The 22,003-nt window shown below is 47.5% G+C and carries 20 protein-coding genes, 1 pseudogene and 1 riboswitch; of the genes and pseudogenes, 14 read left to right on the forward strand and 7 right to left on the reverse strand.

Going from position 1 to position 22,003, the window contains the following annotated elements; translation table 11 throughout:
* The first annotated feature begins 16 nt into the window (after window positions 1–16).
* The gene (locus DESGI_RS05050) at window positions 17–2,722 is read left to right on the forward strand and encodes a phosphoenolpyruvate synthase (RefSeq protein WP_006521264.1); all 2,706 of its coding nucleotides are present in this window, start codon (window positions 17–19) and stop codon (window positions 2,720–2,722) included.
* Between the two features lie 102 nt (window positions 2,723–2,824).
* On the forward strand, window positions 2,825–5,470 hold the full coding sequence (rph, locus tag DESGI_RS05055; protein ID WP_006521265.1) for a rifamycin-inactivating phosphotransferase: 2,646 nt from the start codon (window positions 2,825–2,827) through the stop codon (window positions 5,468–5,470).
* 118 nt (window positions 5,471–5,588) lie between these two features.
* Here the strand turns inward: rph and DESGI_RS05060 are convergent, their stop codons facing one another.
* Window positions 5,589–5,786, reverse strand: coding sequence for a spore coat protein (locus DESGI_RS05060; RefSeq protein ID WP_006521266.1), 198 nt, complete (start codon window positions 5,784–5,786; stop codon window positions 5,589–5,591).
* 15 nt (window positions 5,787–5,801) lie between these two features.
* Window positions 5,802–5,987 carry an L-asparaginase family protein gene (locus DESGI_RS05065; RefSeq protein ID WP_157872730.1) on the reverse strand — a complete coding sequence of 62 codons (186 nt, stop codon included), beginning with the start codon at window positions 5,985–5,987 and terminating at the stop codon, window positions 5,802–5,804.
* 319 nt (window positions 5,988–6,306) lie between these two features.
* Between DESGI_RS05065 and DESGI_RS05070 the strand changes: the two genes are divergently transcribed.
* From DESGI_RS05070 to DESGI_RS05090, 5 genes are all read left to right on the forward strand, one after another.
* Entirely contained in the window at window positions 6,307–6,513 is a 207-nt protein-coding gene (locus tag DESGI_RS05070) for a hypothetical protein (protein ID WP_006521268.1), read from the forward strand.
* Window positions 6,506–6,958 (forward strand): PH domain-containing protein, encoded by a 453-nt coding sequence (locus DESGI_RS05075; RefSeq protein ID WP_006521269.1) that lies wholly within the window; start codon window positions 6,506–6,508, stop codon window positions 6,956–6,958. Before DESGI_RS05070 ends, DESGI_RS05075 begins: the two co-directional genes overlap by 8 nt.
* 76 nt (window positions 6,959–7,034) lie before the next feature.
* Entirely contained in the window at window positions 7,035–7,316 is a 282-nt protein-coding gene (locus tag DESGI_RS05080) for a type II toxin-antitoxin system Phd/YefM family antitoxin (RefSeq protein WP_006521270.1), read from the forward strand.
* The gene (locus DESGI_RS05085; protein WP_006521271.1) at window positions 7,313–7,639 is read left to right on the forward strand and encodes a type II toxin-antitoxin system RelE/ParE family toxin; all 327 of its coding nucleotides are present in this window, start codon (window positions 7,313–7,315) and stop codon (window positions 7,637–7,639) included. Before DESGI_RS05080 ends, DESGI_RS05085 begins: the two co-directional genes overlap by 4 nt.
* Window positions 7,640–8,092: 453 nt before the next feature.
* Window positions 8,093–8,563, forward strand: a complete 471-nt coding sequence (locus DESGI_RS05090) for a DIP1984 family protein (RefSeq protein WP_435050891.1) — start codon at window positions 8,093–8,095, stop codon at window positions 8,561–8,563.
* Between the two features lie 396 nt (window positions 8,564–8,959).
* On the opposite strand, the gene DESGI_RS22925 is transcribed toward DESGI_RS05090, so the two are convergent.
* Window positions 8,960–10,702: a serine/threonine-protein kinase gene (locus DESGI_RS22925; RefSeq protein ID WP_006521273.1), complete on the reverse strand. Its 1,743-nt coding sequence runs from the start codon at window positions 10,700–10,702 to the stop codon at window positions 8,960–8,962.
* A gap of 365 nt (window positions 10,703–11,067) precedes the next feature.
* On the opposite strand from DESGI_RS22925, the gene DESGI_RS05100 reads away from it, so the two are divergent.
* The 7 genes from DESGI_RS05100 (at window position 11,068) to DESGI_RS05130 (ending at window position 20,634) form a co-directional block, all read left to right on the forward strand.
* The gene (locus DESGI_RS05100) at window positions 11,068–12,216 is read left to right on the forward strand and encodes an efflux RND transporter periplasmic adaptor subunit (protein WP_006521274.1); all 1,149 of its coding nucleotides are present in this window, start codon (window positions 11,068–11,070) and stop codon (window positions 12,214–12,216) included.
* On the forward strand, window positions 12,213–15,311 hold the full coding sequence (locus DESGI_RS05105; protein WP_006521275.1) for an efflux RND transporter permease subunit: 3,099 nt from the start codon (window positions 12,213–12,215) through the stop codon (window positions 15,309–15,311). Before DESGI_RS05100 ends, DESGI_RS05105 begins: the two co-directional genes overlap by 4 nt.
* Before the next feature lie 186 nt (window positions 15,312–15,497).
* Window positions 15,498–16,103, forward strand: coding sequence for a TetR/AcrR family transcriptional regulator (locus tag DESGI_RS05110; protein WP_006521276.1), 606 nt, complete (start codon window positions 15,498–15,500; stop codon window positions 16,101–16,103).
* A gap of 81 nt (window positions 16,104–16,184) precedes the next feature.
* Window positions 16,185–16,360: riboswitch (cobalamin riboswitch) on the forward strand.
* 109 nt (window positions 16,361–16,469) lie between these two features.
* Window positions 16,470–16,679: a hypothetical protein gene (locus DESGI_RS05115; protein WP_006521277.1), complete on the forward strand. Its 210-nt coding sequence runs from the start codon at window positions 16,470–16,472 to the stop codon at window positions 16,677–16,679.
* 5 nt (window positions 16,680–16,684) lie between these two features.
* Window positions 16,685–18,010: a B12 lower ligand biosynthesis radical SAM protein BzaD gene (gene bzaD, locus DESGI_RS05120; RefSeq protein WP_006521278.1), complete on the forward strand. Its 1,326-nt coding sequence runs from the start codon at window positions 16,685–16,687 to the stop codon at window positions 18,008–18,010.
* Window position 18,011: 1 nt separating this feature from the next.
* The gene (locus DESGI_RS05125) at window positions 18,012–19,517 is read left to right on the forward strand and encodes a B12-binding domain-containing radical SAM protein (RefSeq protein WP_006521279.1); all 1,506 of its coding nucleotides are present in this window, start codon (window positions 18,012–18,014) and stop codon (window positions 19,515–19,517) included.
* A 532-nt stretch (window positions 19,518–20,049) separates the two neighbouring features.
* On the forward strand, window positions 20,050–20,634 hold the full coding sequence (locus tag DESGI_RS05130; protein ID WP_006521280.1) for a GNAT family N-acetyltransferase: 585 nt from the start codon (window positions 20,050–20,052) through the stop codon (window positions 20,632–20,634).
* Window positions 20,635–20,704: 70 nt separating this feature from the next.
* Here the strand turns inward: DESGI_RS05130 and DESGI_RS23635 are convergent.
* From DESGI_RS23635 to DESGI_RS05145, 4 genes and pseudogenes are all read right to left on the reverse strand, one after another.
* A pseudogene (locus DESGI_RS23635) lies at window positions 20,705–20,911 on the reverse strand (sigma 54-interacting transcriptional regulator); the annotation flags it as partial.
* On the reverse strand, window positions 20,912–21,169 hold the full coding sequence (locus DESGI_RS05135; protein WP_006521281.1) for a hypothetical protein: 258 nt from the start codon (window positions 21,167–21,169) through the stop codon (window positions 20,912–20,914).
* A gap of 83 nt (window positions 21,170–21,252) precedes the next feature.
* Window positions 21,253–21,669, reverse strand: coding sequence for a type II toxin-antitoxin system VapC family toxin (locus DESGI_RS05140; protein WP_006521282.1), 417 nt, complete (start codon window positions 21,667–21,669; stop codon window positions 21,253–21,255).
* Window positions 21,666–21,947 carry an AbrB/MazE/SpoVT family DNA-binding domain-containing protein gene (locus DESGI_RS05145; protein WP_006521283.1) on the reverse strand — a complete coding sequence of 94 codons (282 nt, stop codon included), beginning with the start codon at window positions 21,945–21,947 and terminating at the stop codon, window positions 21,666–21,668. The genes DESGI_RS05140 and DESGI_RS05145 overlap by 4 nt, the downstream gene beginning before the upstream one ends.
* Window positions 21,948–22,003 lie beyond the last annotated feature (56 nt).

Raw genomic sequence — 22,003 nt, forward strand, 5'->3', positions numbered from 1 at the left:
TAAGGAGGGAGCCCGTATGAATGCATATGTACTTGGTTTCCAAGATATCGACAGAACAAAGCTCATGGTCGTCGGGGGCAAAGGCTTAAACCTGGGGGAGCTATCAAGGATTGAAGGGATACGGGTACCGGAGGGGTTTTGCGTCACCACCAAGGCGTACAAAAGAATGATCGGGCCGAACCAGGAGTTCAATATCTTGCTCGATCAACTATCAGCATTAAAGGTAGACGACAGGGAAAGCACCGGTGCCATCAGCGGCAAGATCCGTAAGGTCATCGAAGGGATAGAAATCCCCAGGGACATCGAGGAAGAAATCATTTGCCATCTCGCAAAGCTTGGCGAGGAGCATGCCTATGCCGTGCGTTCCAGCGCCACCGCCGAGGATCTGCCGCTGGCCTCCTTTGCGGGCCAGCAGGATACGTATTTGAACATCAAAGGAAAGGATGCCATCCTGCGGCATATCAGCAAGTGCTGGGCGTCGCTGTTTACGGACCGGGCGGTGATCTACCGCATGCAAAACGGCTTTGACCACCGCAAGGTCTACCTGTCTGTCGTTGTCCAGCGGATGGTTTTCCCGCAGGTATCAGGGATTATGTTTACCGCCGATCCCGTCACCTCCAACCGGAAGGTGCTGTCCATCGATGCCGGCTTCGGGCTGGGCGAGGCGCTGGTCTCCGGCCTGGTGAATCCTGATATCTACAAGTTACGGGAGGGTAGGATCGTCGATAAGAAGATATCCACCAAGAAACTGGCCGTCTACGCATTGGAAAAAGGCGGCACGGAGGAACGGGAGATCGAGCTCGTCCGGCAACATGAGCGGGCGCTGACCGACGAGCAGGTTTTGCGGCTTGAAGGCATGGGCCGCAAGATCGAGGCGTATTTTGGCTGCCCACAGGATATCGAATGGTGCCTTGCTGATGATGCATCAGTTGGGGACATTCATACGTTGGGGACATTCCTCCGCAGGAGGTGTGTCCACTTTCCGCTGAAGGAGGTGTGTCCCCTTTCATTTTTCATCGTGCAGAGCCGCCCCATCACTACCTTATTCCCAGTACCGGAAAACGATGGGCGAATGCGGGTCTACGTATCGCTAGGCCACCAGCAGATGATGACGGATGCCATTAAACCGTTGGGGATGTCCTTCTTCCAGTTGTTAGCTGGTGATTTTCCAATGCACAAAGCCGGTGGGAGGTTGTTTTGGGAGGTAACGCACGACCTGGCCTCACCCGTTGGCCGCAAGATCGTGCTCAGTACGATGGGCAAGAGCGACCCGCTGACAGTGAACGCGATCAATAGTTTAATGCAGCGGAAGGATTTTTTGGCATCATTACCGTGCGGAAAGAGATCCATCAGCATGCGGACCGAGGGAATGTCCTGGGCAATGCCCGTTGAGGCCTTAAGGATCTACCGTAAAAACGACGCAGCGGTCGTTCAAGATCTCATTGCCCGCAGCGAGGCGTCGATCAGAGACCTGCGGCAAAGGATCGCCAACATCTCCGGGGATGAACTGTTTGCCTTTATTGTCCAGGACCGTAAGCGGCTAAAAGAAATCATGTATGATCCACGCGGCTATGGAGCGATCGCCGTCGCGGTGTTAGTCTCGGGTTGGATCAATAACAAAATGGAAAAATGGCTGGGCGAAAAGAGTGTCGCCGACACGCTTACCCAATCGGTACCCAATAACGTCACCTCCGAAATGGGGCTGGCGCTGCTGGACGTAGCGGACGTCGTCCGGCAATACCCGGCGGTGATGGAGTATTTTCAGCATGCCTGTGATGAGACCTTCTTCGAGGACCTGGTGAAACTGGAAGGCGGCGATGCCGTCAGTCGTTCCATGCGGGCGTACCTTGAGAAATACGGTATGCGTTGTCCCGGCGAGATTGATATCACCAGGACGCGTTGGAACGAACAGCCGACCGCCCTCATTCCCGCGATCCTTAGCAACATCAAGAACTTTGCGCCCAATGCGAGCAGCGTTAAGTTTGAGCAGGGACGGCTGGAAGCAGAGGAGAAGGAACAGGAACTCTTGAGCCGCCTGGAGCAATTGCCCGGCGGCAAGCAAAAGGCCAAGAAGACAAAGAGGATGATCAGCGTTTTGCGCAACTTTATCGGCTACCGGGAATATCCCAAATATGGCTTCATCCAGCGTTTCTGGATCTACAAGCAGGCCCTGCTGAAGGAGGCCGCCAGGCTCGTGCAAAAGGGGGTCATCCGGGAGAAGGAGGACATTTACTACCTGTCCTTCGAGGAACTCCGTGAGGTTGTGCGCACAAATCGGCTGGATTACAGCATTATCACCAGGAGAAAAGAGGAGTACGAGGTCTATGAGAAGCTGACGCCGCCGCGGGTGATGACTTCCGAGGGCGAGGTCATCTCCGGTGAGTTCAACACCGGCAACATCCCCCGGGGCGCTTTGCCGGGCATACCCGTTTCAGCCGGCACCATCGAGGGTAGGGCGCGGGTCGTTTTAAAAATGGCGGACGCCGACATAGAGGAGGGCGATATCTTGGTTACCGCCTTCACTGACCCCAGCTGGACGCCGGTATTTGTGTCCGTTAAAGGGCTGGTGACGGAAGTTGGCGGGCTGATGACCCATGGCGCCGTCATTGCGCGGGAATACGGCCTTCCGGCAGTGGTAAGCGTGGAAAACGCCACCAAGCTGATCAGAGATGGACAGAGGATTCGGGTGAACGGAACGGAAGGGTATGTGGAAGTGCTGTGACAGTCCCAGGAGTACAACTCCCGGGAGTTATCTTACTTTCATTGGTTTAGAATAGTAATGGATTTTTAGACCCTATTATCCTTTAGGAAAGGGGCAACCAGTATGAATCGGTACGTTTTCTACTTCAATGAAATAGACAAATCCAGTCTGGCCAGCGTGGGGGGTAAAGGAGCAAACCTGGGCGAACTGTGCCGTATTCCCGGGATTGTGGTGCCGGCAGGTTTTTGTGTGGCTACAAGCGCTTACAGGGATTTCGTGAATACGAGCAGGGAGTTTGCCGCCTTGCTGAAAACCCTGGAATCAATTAATGCTGAATCAATGGAGGAACTCAAGGCCGCGGGAGAACGCATGCGCACTCACTTGGAAAATCTGGACATTCCCGCCCCTATCCAACAGGAGATCATCCAGGCCTGGCGAAAGACCGGCAGTCATCATGCCTATGCCGTACGCTCCAGTGCCACGGCGGAAGACCTGCCGGGAGCGTCTTTTGCCGGACAGCAGGATACTTTCTTGAATATCGAGGGTGAGAAGAACATCCTTGACAGTGTCCGAAAGTGCTGGGCTTCTCTGTTCACCGACCGGGCCATCGCTTACCGGCAGAAGAATGGTTTCCGGCATGATCAAGTATTGCTGGCCGTGGTGGTACAGCGGATGGTCTTCCCCGAAGTGTCGGGGATCATGTTTACGGCCGATCCGGTGACCGGCAACCGGAAAATCGTATCCATCGATGCCAGTTTCGGCCTGGGCGAGGCACTTGTGTCAGGCGTTGTCTCCGCCGATTTGTACCAGGTAAGAGCGGATAAATTGATCAAGAAACAAATAGCAAAGAAAGAGATCGTCATCTATGCCCGGCCTGAGGGCGGGACAGCAAAAGTGGAACTTGAGGGAGAGAGGCAGACCGCCCCGGCTTTATCGGAAGAACAAGCGGTCAGGCTGGCCCGGATGGGACGAAGTATCGAAAATCACTTTGGTTCTCCCCAGGACATCGAGTGGTGTCTCGCTGACAATAAAATATTTGTTGTGCAGAGCCGGCCGATTACGACTCTCTATCCCGTTCCCAAAGCCGACGATGATAAACTTCACCTTTTCCTGTCTATCGGCCATCCGCAAATGATGACTGAGGCTATAAAGCCCCTGGGGATATCGGTATTCAGGACTGTTTTTCCTTTCGGCAAAAGATCGCCTCAGGCAGAGAGCGATCTGCTGCGAGAAGCCGGCAGCAGATTGTATCTCGATTTGACCCCGATGCTTGAGTATCGGGAGGCAAGGAAACGATTGCCCGAAATGCTGCTCAATCTTGATGAATCAATGAGCCGGGCGGTGCAGGAATTCGTTGAGCGAGAGGAATTCCAGGCTGCGGCGCAGCCCGGCAAAAGAGTGGAGTTTGGGCTGGTAAAAAAGGCCTTTCCGACGGGCTTTGCCGTCCTCAGAAATATCCTGTACCGTGATAATTACCAGGCCATTGATGAGATGAACCGGTTTATTGCCGAGCAAGTCAAGGAAAACAGGGCTAAGCTGCAAGAGGTGTCGGGTGCGGATAGAATCGCGCAGATTCAGGAAATGCTGTCTACTTTAATACCAAGGGTTGTTCCGATGGTAGCCCAGTACTTGCCGACCGCGATCATTACTTTCAAGCTCATTGAGAGTCTGTCCAAGAAGTGGCTTGGTGACGCAGCCGAATTGGGCAACATCAGTAAATCCCCGCCGGGGAACGTAACCACGGAAATGGGATTGGCGCTGGGAGATGTGGCCGATGCCGTGCGTAATTATCCGGCGGTGATCGAATACCTGAAGCGGGCAGCCGACGGAACATTTTGGGATGGCCTTAAGACTGTTCCCGGCGGAGAAGAGGTGCTGCCTGTTTTCTTAAGTTTTTTCGAAAAGTATGGTATGCGGGGGACGGGTGAAATCGACATTACCCGGTCGCGGTGGCGTGAGGCTCCGACCCAGTTGGTTCCCGCCATTCTGAGCCACATTAAGAGTGTCAGACCCGGGCAGCATCGCTGTGATTTCCTGGCCGGGAAAGAGGATGCTGAACTTGCCGCCGAAAGGCTGCTTGAGCGCCTGCGGCAAACGCCCCGTGGATCCTTCAAGGCCAGACGCATGCAGCGGCTGATCAGGGTGCACCGCTCATTGATTGGGATCAGGGAACATCCCAAATACTATGTTATGCAAAACTTCGATCTGATCAAGCAGGCCATTTTGCAGGAGGCCGATGAACTGGTGGCGGCCGGAGTTCTGGATCGCCCGGAAGAGGTGTTTTGGTTTTCGCTGCAGGAGATCAAGGAAATGATCGAAACACAGTGGGTGGATCGCAAAGTTGTTGCTCAGCGCAAAGAAAAATATGAACATGATGCCAAGCTGACTCCGCCCCGGGCTATAACCAGCGAGGGAGAGATCATCACCGTTAAACCGGGAGCCGAGGTCCCACCGGGCGCGCTGACCGGGAGCCCGGTGTCGGCCGGCACCATCGAGGGCCGCGCCCGGGTCATCCTCAGGCTGGAAGAGGCTAAAATGGATAAGGGGGATATCCTGGTGGCGCCGTACACCGATCCGGGCTGGACGCCGTTGTTCCCCCTAGCGGCCGGTCTGGTAACGGAAGTCGGAGGCTTAATGACCCATGGCGCCGTGGTGGCCCGGGAATATGGCATGCCGGCGGTGGTGGGGGTCGATAACGCCACGAAGCTGATCAGAGACGGACAGAGGATCCGGGTGAACGGAACGGAGGGGTATGTAGAAGTGATATGAATGCTTAATTCTTCGGAGATAAAATTTAGCCCGGTAAATCCATGAATTTACCGGGCTAACCCAACTTTTTTCCCACCAGGATGGTAAAGTCAACGGTGAGCCGTATAAAAATTTCGGTTTAAACAGGATTTCGTTGCCCGGCTTTTTGAGCCATTAAATCTGCGAACTGGCGTTGATGTTGTTGAATAGTGTTCTGATGTTGCAGCAATTTCTGTCTTAAATCTTCGCTGCCGGCGTCCGCAGCAAGACGGGCAAAAGTGGCGGCTGTCATTTTTTCAAATTCCGCTGCGTCAAAAAGCATATCAGCTTCATTCATTTTATGCTATCACTCCTATTGAGGGAATTTATTCATCATCTGCTGAAATTCTTGGGCAGTTTTTTGTTGAACTTGGCTGATTTGATTGAATAAGTTCTTTACCTGTGGGTCAACTGCCTGCTGACTATAAAATTGATATTTTTTAGCGGCTAAATCTTCTAATTTGTAAGCATCCCGTGCAACGTAATAATCCTTTGCCAAGATATCACCCCCCTTCCCGCCTATAATATTTTGCACATCTTCATAAGATATATTCATTTCTGCTCCGCTTTTGGTTTAAAAAGTAAACGGCTGCATATTACACAAAAAAAGAGGGCCGGAAATGCTTAAAGATAAAAAACCTCACAATTGGGGTGTTTTTATTATGCACTAACAGGAACATTTTGGGTAATCATAGAGTCTTTAATATAAATGATCCGAAAATCAAGATTTAACAAAGGGATTACAGGCTTGATATAAGCCTTGAAATGTTGTTGGCATAACAGGCCAGTGGTCAATGATTGGGGATAGGAGGGTATAAATGCGAAAGATTGTTTATTTGCTTCTGACTGTGCTTTGGGGTTTATCCCTGGTGGGGTGCGCCACAGGTGGGCAGAACCCGCCTGCGCCGGGTTCCGATATGAATGGACGGCTTACCTGGCTGGAAGAGCTTAATATTTCAGAAGATAAATTCAAAGACCCGGGAGAGATTGATCAGGCCTGGGAGATAGGAGTTTCAAATGGATAAATTTTTTCCTATTGCCCCGATGGATAGAACTTCTAAAATAATGTCAAATCCATTCACAACTATCATTGCTATTTGCAGTATCGGTTTAATTTGGCTAATACCATACATATTCTCACCGCGCGGTTATAAAGTAACGCCCAAAGGTATAATCATACAGCTTAAGTTATCCTCTCATTTTATAAGCAAAGATAAAATAAAATCCATTAAGTTGGTTGGTTCAATAGAACCTGGTAACGGAATTACTTGGTTATCCGGACAATTCGGATACGCAGGGTTATTTGCATTAAAAAGTGGCTCAATGGCTCGTGTATATGCAACATGCTGGGATAATATGGTCCAGATACAAACGGATAACATTGATCCGTATTTACTATCGCCTCAAGACCCAGTGAATTTTGTTAAAAGCGTTAAAGAATTGGACAGGTTGAAATCAGGATCCAGGTGAACGGACTCATGGGTTAGCATGACATTGACAAATCGGTCTTAATTTAGTACCATATTTGTACCGAGGTGATAACGCAATGAATATTAAAGAAGATATTAGGCCTATTTCTTATATTAAAGCCAATGCGGCTGAGATTTTGGCGCAAGTAAACGAGAGCCACAGGCCTGTCTATGTTACTCAAAACGGAGAAGCTAAGGCGGTTCTGTTGGATACTGAATCCTATGAAAAAATGAAGAAGGCTCTCGGTTTATTAAAATTACTGGCCCAAGGGGAACGTGATATAATCGATGGAAAAGTCTTATCGCAGGAAGATTTTTTTTCGGTTATGGATCGCGGCTTTGATAATATAAGACCATGACTAAAGAGCCATATCAGGTATTCTGGACACAAACTGCCCAGCAGGATTTAAAAAAAATAATTGAATACATTGCCGCTGATAGTGAAATTCAAGCGAAAAGAATTTATTTTGCAATTAAACAAAAAGTCGATGACCTACAGTATATGCCCCTTCAGGGAAGAATTGTTCCGGAATTAAGATATTATGGTGTATTAACCTACAGGGAATTAATTAGACCGCCTTGGCGAATTATTTATAAAACTGAAGAAAACAAAGTATGGGTGCTTGCAGTAATTGATGGAAGAAGAAATGTGGAGGATATATTGCTTGATAGATTCATTTAGTTAGCGGAGTATTTGAAATTGTCGTCATTTAAAAAGAAAACGCACGCTAAGGGAACTGATTTAGCGTGCGTTTTTTAGTGGCTCGCTACAGAGGACCCAGCCTTTTTAAATAATTTTAATTAGCAAAAGTTCAACAAATTTGCTCAGACGTTGCTTATGGATTCGAGTATTCCGATAAAGTACTAGCTGATACAAAAAGTCTCTTGAATGGTCCAGATTTAACAGATAAAGAAAAAGAATTTGTGAATGAGTTAATAAAGGCTTTCAATTTATTTAAAAAATTGAAAGGGGCAGGTGTGTACATACTGTACAGATTATTATATTCGGAGAGCTAAAAAAAATACATTTTCCTGAACAAACTTGATCTTCAATCAAGTGTCTACGGTTGAACCACAAACTTTGGGAACTTTTGGCTGAAAAGTTCGTCTAAATAGGTGAATGGTATAACAGGGAGTGGATAAATTGAAGCTAGCCGAAGCATTGCTAGAAAGAAAGAGTATCAAGGAACAGCTTGATACCCTTCGGGAACGTTTAATACACAATGTTAGGATCCAGGAAGGGGACGAGCCCACGGAAAAACCGCAAGAACTTATGGAAAAGATTAACGAGTCGGTTGATCGGCTGGAAAAGATGATTATCAACATCAACCGGATTAACGTGCGGACAAAACTATCGGACGGCGCCACAATAATGGAGGCTATTGCGCGAAGGGACATGCTCAAACTGCGTCATGATACTCTTACTGCGGCACTTCAAACTGCCACCGAGCCGATTATCAGGTTGAGCCGTTCGGAGGTGAAATTCCAGGTTACGGTGGATGTTAAGGAGATGCACCGGGAGTTGGACAGGATGGCTAAGGAATACAGGGAACTTGACGCATCCATTCAGGCTGTGAATTGGCTGACCGATTACACTGAAGGTTAACATTATTCATTTTGGTGTAGCGTGGGGTCCTTGGCTGCTGAGGGCACTTCCCCGCCGGAGGTACCATATCCGGCCGTAGTCTCCGGTAACGGGGGTTTCGTCAACTACTGAGGTTAATCAACCAAGATGGGAAGGTAAAAGCGTAAGAGTTAATGCTTACATGTTTACCGCTAAGCTTTGCCAAAGGGTATTACCAGTGCCGGCAATCAGGGAATCCGCACGAGGGTGGGAAGTGGGTAACCCGGACGTTTATATGCGTCCGGGTTTTAAATTCGATATTATAATTTCAGGGTGATTACCTGACACTTTTTAGCATTTCTTCTGTTGAAGCAACGTTAAGAAAGTGTTGCTATTATTTTTCTCAGGACCCGCTAAATACCAGGCGCCCGAACGGTTTTATCGGGCTTGCTGCACGGCGCCGGGCTTGAAGGATGGCTCTATATGTATTGTCATTTGGTCATAATATTCTTTTTCATCTCGAGGGTAAGAAATAATAAAGGTATTGGTTGAGCCCTGGCCCACAAAGGTTTTTGAATAATAAACATAGTCATCTTTGATCCACGAAAGCACAAACCAGCTGCTGCCTACCTGTTGGTAGGCTATTTTTGTTTGGGCATATTTTTGGGATGCCTGGTATAAGTCCTGTAAAGAGTCGCCCTCCCTGACGTAGGAGCCAAAGGCCTTTAATTTAGCCTGTCCGTCCGGCGAGGTAAACACCATGCCGTTACCGTTGGCCAGTGTTTCTTTCATTTTAAATTCTCGGGGGTAGTCAATAGTAAAACCAAACCGCTCATTGGTGTATTTTTCGTAAGTTATATTTTTTTTTACCTTGCCATCCTTCTTATCATTATTATCCTTCACATCCTTCTCATTATCCTTCTCATCCTTATCAACCTTTTCATTATAATCCTCGGATTCTTCTTGCTCCAAGTTTGCTTGTTCTTCCGTACTATCAACCGGCAGTGGTGCTCCCTTATTTACCAATTGAATGCCTGATTGGTTGTCGACTATAGCCTGGCTGTCTTGTTTTACCCTTTGGGGCGTAAATAGGGCACTTTTAGCAAAGCCGAACCCGGCAGCAAATAAAATAAGCACTATAGCTAAAGCGCCGGTGGCCCATTTGTAATTTGGTTTTTCCCTGTAAGGGAGCGCCTGGGTGGGGTTGCTGCCTGCACCGGAAGGAGGTAGCTTCATTGTCAATCCCTGGTCCGGGTTTAAAATTACCGTAGGGGAATCATCCGTATGGCTTTGATCCGTTACGTTAAGCAGGTACATTACTTCCAGCACGTTTGACGGGCGGTCGTCCGGTTTCAGCTGCAAAGTTTTGTGGATGGCTTTTTCCAGCTGCGGCGAAACCTCCGCTATACTGCTGATGGGCTCAAAATGAAAAGGCGTTTTGCTGGGGTCTTGCGCCGTCAACAGGTAATAAAGGGTCGCGCCCAGGGAATATATATCCGACCGGGCATCGGTTTGGCCTTCCCCGTATTGTTCAGGCGCGGAAAAACCGATGGAGCCGTAAGTTACCGTATCCGTTGTTTTTCCCGGCTTAAAGTGCCTGGCTATGCCGAAATCGATAAGTTTTATCCGACCCTGGGGGGTAAGCATAATGTTGGCCGGCTTAAGGTCACGAAAAATTATTGGCGGTTTATGGCTGTGCAGGTAATACAGCACATCGCCAAGCTGCTGCGCCCAGTTTAATACCTCGGCTTCCGGTATGGGGCCGCGCCGTTTGAGCACAGCTTCCAGGGTTTCCCCTTCAATAAAATCCATCACCAGGTAAAGCCGGTTGTCCGGACCCTGAAAATAGTCCCAAACCCGCGGCAAAGCAGGGTTGTCCAGGCAGATTAACAGGCCGGCCTCGCGCTCAAATGCTTCTATAGCCGCATTCACATTGTCTGGCCCGACGGCATGGATGCTCATTTCCTTAATGGCCACCACCCGGTCTTTCAGTCGCCGGTCCAGCGCTTTATAAACCGCCCCCATCCCGCCGCGGCCGGCCAGCTTTACCACTTGATAACGGTCTTCCAGCAGGGTATTGTTTGCAATTAAACGGGTTGAGCTGCCTAACCGGCACCCGCAGTGGCTACAAAATGCGTTTTCAGCTGCGTTATCGTTGCCGCACAAAGGACATTTAACCATTGTAAACCCCCAAGTACGTATAATATTAATACAAAATTACCCATGATTTTATATACGCAGGAGCCTGGCTTTTTCCAGTGTCCTCTAATTAAATTTTATGTTTTTTTTGATAATGGCCATCTGAAGGGGCTATTCAACTGGTTTGTAAATGGTCTGACCCTCATGGCGTAAGATTATCCTATTAGATATAGCTTGACAAAATATTAAAACTTGGTAATATTAAATTTAGTGAGTATTTACTAACCTAAAATGGTAATAAAATGAAATACCTTAGAACTAACGCTGCTTGCTACAGTGAAATCAGACATATCATGCAAGAGCCGGTTACAAAATAGTATTTCCGGGACTGAAAGGGGATATTTTACGTGGAGGTAAGTAAACATTTACTAACTAAATGGACAATTGTTAAAAAGCTGTTTATATTTCTATTAATTATTGGGCTCTTGGCCCTTACCGGTGTGGTAGGTATGACGCGCATACGACAAATGTATAATATGCCACCAAAAGAACAGCATGTGGGGATTCCGGTAGAAACTGTTACCGCCGGCCGCGGGGCGGTGACCAGGAGCATGGAGTATACGGGTACAGTTGAATCGTATTCCGTCTCCTCTCCGGCGGCCAAAATTAGCGAGCGGGTGGAAAAAGTGGCTGTGCGGGAGGGTGATCGGGTAAATCCCGGCGATGTGCTGATAACTCTAAGCGCTGCTGAATTACAAAGCAAAGTAGATACACTGTCCCGCCGGGTGGAGACGGCCAAACTTAATTTAGCGCACCGGGAAAGCGAAGTCCAAGTTTATAAGGTGCTGGCTGAAGAAGGGGCCATACCGGAACATGATTATAACAATATAATTTACAACCGGGATACCGCCGCTGCCTCTTTGCGCGAAGCGGAAGCCCTGTTGGCTGAGGCCCAATTGGCTCTGAATAATACAATTATTCGTTCGGAAATTGCCGGTGTTGTTGCCGCCGTAGATATAGAAGCAGGTGACCAGGCGACACCGGGTAAACCTCTAATAAGCGTGGTGGATGCAGATAATTTAAAAGTGCTTATACAGGTTATTGAAAATGACCTGCCTCTGATCCAGCCGGGTATGCCGGCAAAGATACATTTTCCGGGTGGTCGCCATATTGAAGCATCAGTGGGGCAAACTTATCCCATTTTGGATAGTAAAACTCGCAGTGCTACCGTGGAAATCCCGCTGCCGGTCAAACAAGTGCGGGAGCAAAAAGTATTGTCCGGTATGAGTGCCAATGTAGTGTTGGTTCTGGCCCAAAAAAAAGATGCGCTGCTGCTGCCGGTAGATTCGGTGGTTCAGCGGCAGAGTAAATCATATGTATTCCTGGTTGAAAACGGCAAAGCTGTACAGACCGAAGTAAAAACCGGTATTTCTGACTGGAACAACGTAGAAATTATCAGCGGCATTGATGCCAAAAACCAAGTTGTTTTACGCCCGCCATCCGACTTGCGCGACGGAAAAGATGTATATCTCTTGGATGGGGGTAGTAAATCATGAGGCTCTCCGAATTTTCCCTGCGCCATCGCTATACTGTTTTCGCCCTGATCCTGGCTATTATATTTTTTGGTGTCAATGCCAAAGGTAGTATGAATGTTGAACTGTTTCCCGATACTGCGCCGCCTCTGGTCAACGTGGTTACTTCTTATCCCGGCGTGGGGGCTGAAGATGTGGCATCCGAGGTTAGCGAAACGCTGGAGGATGAATTTGCCACCCTGGACGGGGTTCGGGCGGTTAAATCAACCTCTCAGGATGCTCTTTCCCTGGTCAAAGTAGAATTTAATTACGGGGTAGATGTTAACCTGGCCGCGGTAGATGTCCAAAATGCCGTATCCCGTGTGGGCCGGGATTTGCCGGTGGGGGCCCTGGAACCAAGGGTGCTCAAATTCAGCACCTCCGACCGCCCGGTTATTACATATGCTATTAGTGGTCGCGGGCTTGATCTTACCGCGGTACGTGATCTGGTGGAAAATGAGATTAAGGACAAGTTGCAGTTGGTTGAGGGTGTGGCTGCCGTGGATATTTTCGGCGGTTACGAAAACCAGGTTAACGTGCTGCTGGACCGGCACCGGATGGATGCCCTGGGACTTTCCCCTGCCCAGGTAGCGGAGGCATTGCGCAAACAGAACATTACCGGTCCGGGGGGGAGCATAGTCCAGGAGGATAAGGAGATAATTATCCGAGTGGTGGAGAGTTACTCCCATCCGCGCCAGGTGGAGCAAACCATAGTTGCCGACCGGAACGGTGGAGTTGTGCGGATAAAGGACGTGGCCCGGGTGGAAAGTGCCACCTCCCGTCCCACTGCGGCATATAGTAAGGACAGCACCGATGCCATAGCTTTATTTATTCTCAAAAAGAGTGGAACCAATACCGTGGAGGTGGTTGATAACGTCACCAAAGCGGTGGCCGGCCTGCGCAACGCTTATCCAATGCTGGAATTTACGGTGGCGGACGACGATTCGGACTTTACCCGGCAGGTAGTGAGCGGCATGACGGGCAGTATTATGTACGCCCTGGTTTTTACCGCCCTGATTATATTGCTATTTATTGCCAGTATCAGGGAGTCGCTGGTGGTGAACATTTCCATGCCCATGACTTTTCTCTGCACACTGGCTTTGATGCGGGCCTTTGATTTAGAGCTTAATATGGTGACTTTGTCGGCATTGATTCTCAGCGTTGGTGTTGTAGTGGACAATTCCATTGTGGTGGTGGAAAATATCAGCCGGCACCGTGAGGAGTTTGGCAAAGATTACATGCAGGCGGCGCTTGATGGCGCGGGTGAAATCACCCTCCCGGTGCTGGCCGGGTCTGCCACAACGGTAGTGGTGCTGCTGCCGCTGTTGTTTATCGAGGGATTTGTGGGACGGGTTTTCGCTCCCTTGGCATCAACTCTAATACTGGCCATCTTGGCATCGCTGTTTATCTCCCTGGCCATTATCCCTCTATTTACAGTATTGTTGCCGGCCAAGCTGCTGCACAGGGGGGATCGTGCGGTGGCGGCGGCAGCCGGCCCGTTCAACCGCATGATGGAGTTGCTAAAAGGTATTTACCTGAGGTTGCTGGATACGGCCTTATCTCAACGGGCGGCTACTCTGTTGCTGGCGCTGTTTCTTTTGGTAATGGGTGCCAGATTAATGGCCGGTCTGGGGATGGAAGTATTGCCCCGGATGGACGCCGGAACGTTCTTTATTGACCTGCGGACACCGCCGGGATATTCACTGGCACAAACCAGGCAGGTGGTGGAGCGAGTGGAAAAAATACTGGATGGCCAGACAGAAGTGGTATCATATAGCACAAAAATTGGTTACGAGGGCGGTGCCAGGTACCTGGGGGAATCCGGTGCCATGAGTGTTAACAGTGCCTACATTACGGCTCAGTTGACCTCGCGAAAAGCAAGACAGCAAACCATTATAGATATACTGGAGGAAATCAGACAGCAAATTAGGCAGGTGCCCGGAATAGAAACATTTGTGGTCAAGGAAAGCGGCAGCACCGCTGTCGCCACTACCAGTGCTCCCATTGATGTTAGAATCAGCGGACGTGACCCGGCGGTGCTGGAAAGGCTAGCCGGTGAGGTGGCCGGTAAAATAGCTAATGTGCAGGGGGTAGTTAATATTTACAACAGTTGGAGTATGAACAGCCCGGAATTGCACGTGGAGGTTGACGAGGAGCGGGCCGGTGCGCTGGGGCTTGATGCCGAAGCGGTAACCCGCCAGCTGTTTGGCAGTCTGGAAGGAATAAACGCCACTGAATTAGAGGTGCCGCAGAGGGACAATGTGAAAATCCAGGTGCGTTACGATGATAAATATGCCGGTACGGAAGGCGATCTGGAAGACGTACTATTAAACGGCGGCCCGGGTATCAGTGTGCCCTTGCGACAGGTAGCCCGTGTGGAAAGTTTACTGGGTCCCGACCTGGTTACCCGGGAAAACGGGGAACGTACCATTGATGTATTGGGCTATGTTATGACTCGACCCCTTAGCCAGGTGACTGCAGATATTCAAAAAGAACTGAAAACAATAAACCTGCCCGATGGTTATCAAATTGCACTGGTGGGGGAACGTTCCGACTTGCTGGACTCCAAAAGTGACCTGCAGCGTGCTTTGCTGGTGGCCGTGCTGGGGGTATATCTGGTATTGGTGATGCAGTTCCGGTCTTTTTTACACCCGCTGACCATTATGTCCGCCATTCCTCTGGTGCTGACGGGGGTGGCCCTAGCTTTGATTTTGGCCGGAAAACCGGTTTCCATGCCGGTACTTCTGGGCTTGATCCTGCTGGCCGGTACCGTGGTGAATAATTCCATCCTGTTGGTGGATCATATCAACGCGGCCAGGCTAAGGGGCGCGGACCGGCGGGCTGCCTTATTGGAAGCGGTGGCGACCCGTTACCGGCCCATTATGATGACGGCACTGTCCGATGTGGCCGGCATGTTACCCCTGGCCCTGGAATTATCGGTGGGGTCGGAGCGTTTTTCGCCGCTGGCCACTGCGGTTGTAGGGGGTATTCTTTCGGCGACGCTGCTGACCATGGTGGTAATTCCGGTGATCTACTCGGTTCTTGATGATTTGGCTCGCAAAGTTGTTTACCATGAATAAACCAAAAAACTCGTCATAACCGCCGGTATGGATTATGGCGAGTTTTTTATGTTCAAGCAATATATGAAAGATTATTCTGTAAAAGGACTGTGCCTAAGAGGGAACCGGAAAATGGCCTTGACAAAAAATAATAACCTTATAATATTAAATTCAGTAAGTGTTTACTAACCCAAAGGAGTACTTATAATGAAATACCATAGAGTGAATACCGGCGATCGCCGTTTACAAATTGCCCGGGCAGCATTGCAAATTATTGCCCAACAGGGGGTGGGTAGACTTACCACAGCCCGTTTGGCCAGGGAAGTGGGGCTGTCGGAGGCCGCCATATATAAGTATTTTGATAGCAAGGACGATGTGTTATACTTTGCTTTGAAATTTGTTCACGATACGCTAACTTCCAAAATGGAGCAGATTATCTCAGGCAAGGGAGATCCTGTTGAAAAATTAATTAAGTTGATTCAATTTCAATTTGCTTTTCTGGGGGAAAATCAGGGTGTTCCTCGGGTTATCTTTTCTGAACAATTATATCTTGGCAACAACGAGCTCAGGCAAATGTACTTGCAAACCATTGATAAGTATTTTTTATTCCTACAAAGATTGGTGAAAGAAGGTATCCATGAAGGTATATTTAGAAAGGAATTAGACCCTGAAATGGCGGCCACGGCTTGTATGGGGTTGGTCCAAACCACCGTATTTCGCTGGTCCTTGACGGAAAACAAAACCGATCTAAACAGCAAGGTAAATCAAATAATTTCTTTTTTAAAAGATTGCTGGGGATATAGTAATACGTGAACAATCGCAACTGTTGCAATTCCCAAGTCACATGAACCAGTGTTGACAGAACCGGGAAGTTGGGTTATATTCTTTACAAAATGCATATTTAGTTTTACAGGTGCCAGCAATTTGTTGGAGAATAGGGAACCGGGTGAAATTCCCGGACGGACCCGCCACTGTATTGGGGAGCAATTGTCATTACCACTCCTTTGGGGGGAAGGGACAAAGTTGCAATGAGCCTGAGTCAGGAGACCTGCCTGTAAACATACGTTGTCGGCTTCGCGAAGATAAGCCGGCAGTTGTGAGGATGATGGTAAAATCCGCACCCATTTGGGATGCGGATTTTTTGCATTTATTATGAAGATAGAGGCGGGTGTGATATATATGGAATCTCTACTGGCATTACAGTTTTTAACCAGGATTCCCGTTACCATTGCCCGTATAGGGGATGATCGGATTATGGCGCGTTCCATGTCCTATTTCTCCGCCGGCATTGATGTTTTTGAAACTCTTAGAAGAAATGGGCTTTCTTTGAAGACACTACCGGAAAAAGATGATTATGTAAAATATTACGCTATATTGTTATTGGAGTGACGCAGGTGAAAGTACTTTTGGTCCAAACGCCATCCGTTGAAAGTATAAATTCCGAGCGCGTATATCCCATAGGCATTGTAACCTTGGGAACCCATCTCATCCAGGCAGGGCACCGGGTGGTGTTGCTGGACATGAACCTGGAAGCCGATGCATACGGGGCTTTAAAGAATAAGCTGCTGACAGAGCAACCGGACGTCGTAGGATTGTCTTTAAGAAATATTGACCCTTTGGCAAATAAGACCAGCTCCCTGATACCGCCTTTTATTATTACCGTGCGCATGGTGCATACGATTTTACCCAATACGCTCATTATAGTGGGTGGAACCGGTTTTTCGCTGTTTCCCAAGCGCATTATGCAGGAATTGCCGGAAATCCGGTATGGCATAAAAGGGGAAGCAGAATATGGTTTCCCAAAGCTATTAAAGGATTTGGAACAGCCGGGAGAAATTCCGGGCTTATGTTACCGGGAAAAAGGTCAAGTAGTGGTTAGTCCGGTAGTCTCAGATTTTACCTTTGAAGACTATCTTGTACCCAACCGGGATTTACTGCCTCCGGACTTGTATCGGGGTATCAATGACTATGTACCGGCTTTTGGCATTGAAACCAAAAGAGGCTGTCCTTTAAACTGTGCTTACTGCGTTTACCCCCAGCTTCAAGGTAAAAGCATGCGTTGCCGCAAGCCTGCGGAAGTGGTCGACGAGATGGAAATGCTTCAAGCCAGATACGGCCTTCGGGATTTTCATTTCAATGATCCTGTGGTCAATCTGCCCGTCGGACATCTGGAGGAAATCTGTGAGGAAATCCTAAGGAGGAAATTACAGGTTACCTGGACCGGTTTTTTTCGGGAGAATGTGCTGGATCTGGAAAAGGTGAAACTCTATGAAAAATCCGGCTGCAGCTGTTTTTCCTTTTCACCGGACGGCTTTTGCCAAGCCTCCCTGAATGTATTGCAAAAGAACCTGAAGGTATCCGATATCATTAAGGCCGCGGAGCTGACAGCAAAAACCGAGGTGGTAGTCATATATCATTTCATGACCAATGTACCAGGTGAAAATACCGAAACGATTGAACGGAGCAAAGCCTTAATTGATCAACTGTATGCGATTCACACACCGAAGAGAAATCTGGGTGCCATCGTATTGAATAATATCAGAATTATGCCGGGGACACCTATTGAAGCCATCGCCAGAAGCCAAGGAGAGATTGATGCGGATACGGATCTGCTGTACCCAGTTTATTATAACCCTAAAAAGTATGCGACCTTAAGGTATGCATTAGAGACCTATCATATGACGAAGAATGTCTTCATGTGGCAAAAAATGGAGGTTTGATATGAAGGTTTTTCTGTTGGAACATCCCCGGCAGATTGCGCCGGACAGATGCAATGACATAGCCAATACGCCTTTGGCTTCCAGCTTGATTACAGGCTGTATCGCCGGCCTGCTGAACAGCATGGGGCACGACATCAGAATTGAAGAAGGATTTTTAGACAAGCTGACCTACGAGGATATTTATCAACAAGTTATTACCTTTGCCCCGCCGGTGCTGGGTGTTCATTTAATCTATAACTGGGAAAGTAACCGGCAACTGTTTGCTTTTCTCAAACAGCTGAAGGCAGAGGGCTTAGTCGGGAAGATTGTGGGCTATGGCTATTATCCCACCTTTGCTTATCAGGAGATTCTTAAGTTCTGCCCGGAATTTGACGGACTGATCATCGGCGAGCCGGAGCAAACCTTTGCCGAATGGTTGGCAACAGGGGTGCCGGTGCGGGGTATGGCCTGGGTGGATGCAGCCGGGCAAATACAGATGCAGCGCCGTGAGGTAAACCGCAATCTGGATGCGCTGCCGGATCCCATCCGCTCCGAGGCTATGATGCGTATGGGAGAGGTCAATATTGAAGGTAGCCGGGGTTGCTACGGAAGCTGCACCTTTTGCTATATCAACCCTTATTACGGAGCAGGTTCCTGCTGGCGGGCGAAGAGTCCGGAGCGTGTGATACAGGAAATTGACCGGATCATTGTCCGGCATGGATCTATGAGATTCTATTTTACAGATCCCAATTTCTTTGGCCCCGGCAAGCAGGGGCAGGAGCGTGCGTTAAAGCTGGCGGCTATGCTCAAAGAGAGAAAAATCCGCTTTGGCATTGAAGCCCGGGTTAACGATATTCATCATGATACCATTGCAGCCCTTGTGGATGCAGGCCTGGATAGTTTGCTGATCGGTCTTGAAAGCGGTCGTGATGATTCTTTGAAGCGGCTGAATAAAATGACTACGGTGGAGCAGAACGAAAAGGCCTTGAGTATTCTGCGCACCAACGGTATTGAGCCTAATGTGGGTTTTATCATGTTCGAGCCGGATTCTTCCCTGGCGGATATTCGCACCAATTTTGAATTCCTCAAACGAAATGCTTTGCTAAAAAATATATTTATCACGGCCAATGTACTGTATCATCCACAGATTATCCTTCAGGGAAGCAAGGCATACCGAGATTTACAGCAAGAAGGACGGCTTATCCTGAAAGGTAATAGCTATGAAGGCATGGCGGCTTTTATGGCTCCGGAGGTGGCGCGTCTGGCAGAAATAATCGGACAGATTACCAATTACTTTTTCGTCAGCATGGATGAGGTCTGGAAGGGAAAGCTTCGGGAGCCATTGAATGCTCTAAGCCTTTATGAGACTGTCAATCGGCTGTTGGTCAACTGCTTTGAGGAAAACTTAAGCCGACTGGAAGCGGGAGAATCCATTGATGAAGCGGCAGCTAAAGTACTTATTGATGAAGTTAAAATGAAAATCAAGTCGGTTTTTAATAAAGAAGACTTGGTTCAGGTGGGGTTTTGACCCATACGTTGGGGACATTCATACGTTGGGGACATTCCTCCGTAGGAGGTGTGTCCCCTTACCGCTAACGGAGGTGTGTCCCCTGACCTCTAAACCTTAGTCGCACTTATTTCGAGCTTACAGCCTGTTAATCCCCATTAGTTGGGGACATTCCTGTCCCCAGAGAAATACCCAAGCTTCAGCAGGTGTGTCCCCTTTCCTTATGCGAGGGCGGGGTTTACAGGCTGTGCGAAGATCAATTTCCTGAAACACTGGGAAATAAATGCAAATTATCTGTCAATAAAGACAAAGGCTGCACGTGAAATATTGATAAGAATTTTTTAAATAATAGGAGGGGAAACATGTCACTTTTGGAAGATGCGCAAAAAAAGCATCACAACAGAGCAAATAGAATCCGCTGCAGCCGCTGAAGGGGGTGTAGCAGCAATGATCTCCGATGCACTATATCTTTGAATTACGACAGTATCTCTCTTGATAGGTAATCCTTTTGCTGTTAAAATTTATGAAAATCATTAACACGAGGAGGGTTTCTGTGAAAATTCATTACCGGGATGCCCAAAAAAATGATTGTCCGCTGTTGGCTGAGTACATCAATTATGCCTCTGAGGGTGTACTTGAGTATCTATTTAAAGACATTATGCCCGGTATTACGGTCACGCAACTGTTAGCCCATGGTTTGCAGGATGAGAAAAGGTATAACTCATACAAAGATATTACCGTTGCAGAGTATAATCAGAAAATTGTTGGGATGATACAATCGTACTCTTCCATACATCACAGAATAGATGATGAAATGAAATCCTTTCTCCCCGGGGAAAGGTTGGAACAATTCAAAGAGTTTTATAATTCCAAGGTTGATAACAGCCTCTTAATCAACACAATGTTTGTTGATGAAAAATTCCGCCGTAAAGGTATCGGCACCGCATTTATCGCGCTGGCCAGGAAAAAAGCTAAATTACTTGATTTTGATAAACTTAGCCTGTTTGTTTTATCAGATAACGTAACTGCCCAAAAAGTATATCATTCCAACGGCTTTAAAATGATAAAAGAAATAGACTATAAAGATGCAGAGAAAATTAATCATAAAGGTGTATATTTAATGGCTTGTGATATTTAAAAAGAGGCGTTATTTTCCCTTGCCAACATGCCTTTGTTGCACATTATTAACAGAATGTGCATTAAGGGATACCATCTGCATAACCGAATAATTCACTTTCGATAAGAGTGCTAGGAATGCCCGCACAGTTTATGGCAATGAAGGGCTTATCCCGGCGGGCACTCTGATTATGGATAATACGAGCGATATTTTCTTTGCCGGTGCCACTTTCTCCTTGAATAAATATTGTTGAATCGGTTCTGGAAGCCTTGATTGCTAATTTTAATATTGCACGGGTTTACGGACTACGGCCAATCCAATCGCTTTCGTGCATCCATTTTTTAGTCCCGCTATTATTAGAATCAATTTTTTTGAGGATCGGCGTAATCCTGCCGGCAATAACTTCTGAAAAATGTTTACCAATCATATCCTTACTATCATATCCTAGTTTTAAAGCTTCGGCCTTGTTTATGTCCGCCCCCATGTAGGTAATGCTGCCGGCGGTTGTAAGCCATTGGCCACATTGCCTGAATAATCTCCGCTCATGGTGGGACAAGGTACCTGTCCCCCTGTCCCACCAGAGTTACCCAAGGGTTAAAAGAAAAAAACCGAGGCTTGTTATACCTCGGGTTGCTCGGCTTAAATTCGGGTAATATCTTGAGGCCGATAATACTTGCAGTTTAATTTTTTGAAATCCTTATGATTCCAAGTGAGTATCGGCAATCCCAATACTTTTGATTTCTCTGCTAAATAAACATCTACCAAATCTACGTTTACCTTATGAAAAGAGTATAAAGTTTGTTGAATAATTATTTCTTCTTCGAGTTCAACACCTTCAGACGCTATTAATTCTAGAAATGCATGTATAATGGAATCTTTTTCATATTTATATATTTTATTTAATACCCAATATGCTTCTATTAATACAATAGATGGAACATATAATTGTGCTATATTTTGATCCATCATAATTGTCAATTCATTAACTTGAGTATCATCATCCTTTATAAAAAAGCGAATTAATATATTGGTATCAGCTATAAATGATTGTTTCACTCTAAATTCCTCATTTTGGAATCAATGTCTTTGGCACGTTCTATATGAGCTTGCTCCCTTGCTTCATTAAAATTGTGAGGCGATTGTGCTTTTAATATTCCAATCACATTTCTAATTGACTTTTTCTTTTTTGGCTGAACTTCGATTATTTTATTATTTTCGCGCAAAACAAATGCTAACCGATCCCCTTCTTGTAAATTCAAAAGTGTTCTTAGTTCAACAGGTATAGTGAGTTGCCCCTTACTTGTCATTCTACCTGATATAAGTTGCTTCTCCATCAATATACCCTTCCTTCTTAATCCAGTATTACTTTAATTATAGGTAATACTATAAA

It is taken from the genome of Desulfoscipio gibsoniae DSM 7213, from assembly GCF_000233715.2.
GTDB lineage: Bacteria > Bacillota > Desulfotomaculia > Desulfotomaculales > Desulfallaceae > Sporotomaculum > Sporotomaculum gibsoniae.

Bases quoted from the DNA above. Each gene is read 5' to 3' on its own strand.
- DESGI_RS05110 (WP_006521276.1), top strand. From the start codon at position 15,498: ATGAAATACCATAGAGTGAATACCGGCGATCGCCGTTTACAAATTGCC.
- DESGI_RS05085 (WP_006521271.1), top strand. From the start codon at position 7,313: ATGACTAAAGAGCCATATCAGGTATTCTGGACACAAACTGCCCAGCAG.
- DESGI_RS05080 (WP_006521270.1), top strand. From the start codon at position 7,035: ATGAATATTAAAGAAGATATTAGGCCTATTTCTTATATTAAAGCCAAT.
- DESGI_RS05145 (WP_006521283.1), bottom strand. From the start codon at position 21,947: ATGGAGAAGCAACTTATATCAGGTAGAATGACAAGTAAGGGGCAACTC.
- DESGI_RS05050 (WP_006521264.1), top strand. From the start codon at position 17: ATGAATGCATATGTACTTGGTTTCCAAGATATCGACAGAACAAAGCTC.
- DESGI_RS05070 (WP_006521268.1), top strand. From the start codon at position 6,307: ATGCGAAAGATTGTTTATTTGCTTCTGACTGTGCTTTGGGGTTTATCC.
- rph (WP_006521265.1), top strand. From the start codon at position 2,825: ATGAATCGGTACGTTTTCTACTTCAATGAAATAGACAAATCCAGTCTG.
- DESGI_RS05075 (WP_006521269.1), top strand. From the start codon at position 6,506: ATGGATAAATTTTTTCCTATTGCCCCGATGGATAGAACTTCTAAAATA.
- DESGI_RS05125 (WP_006521279.1), top strand. From the start codon at position 18,012: ATGAAGGTTTTTCTGTTGGAACATCCCCGGCAGATTGCGCCGGACAGA.
- DESGI_RS05115 (WP_006521277.1), top strand. From the start codon at position 16,470: ATGGAATCTCTACTGGCATTACAGTTTTTAACCAGGATTCCCGTTACC.
- DESGI_RS05060 (WP_006521266.1), bottom strand. From the start codon at position 5,786: ATGAATGAAGCTGATATGCTTTTTGACGCAGCGGAATTTGAAAAAATG.
- DESGI_RS22925 (WP_006521273.1), bottom strand. From the start codon at position 10,702: ATGGTTAAATGTCCTTTGTGCGGCAACGATAACGCAGCTGAAAACGCA.
- DESGI_RS05105 (WP_006521275.1), top strand. From the start codon at position 12,213: ATGAGGCTCTCCGAATTTTCCCTGCGCCATCGCTATACTGTTTTCGCC.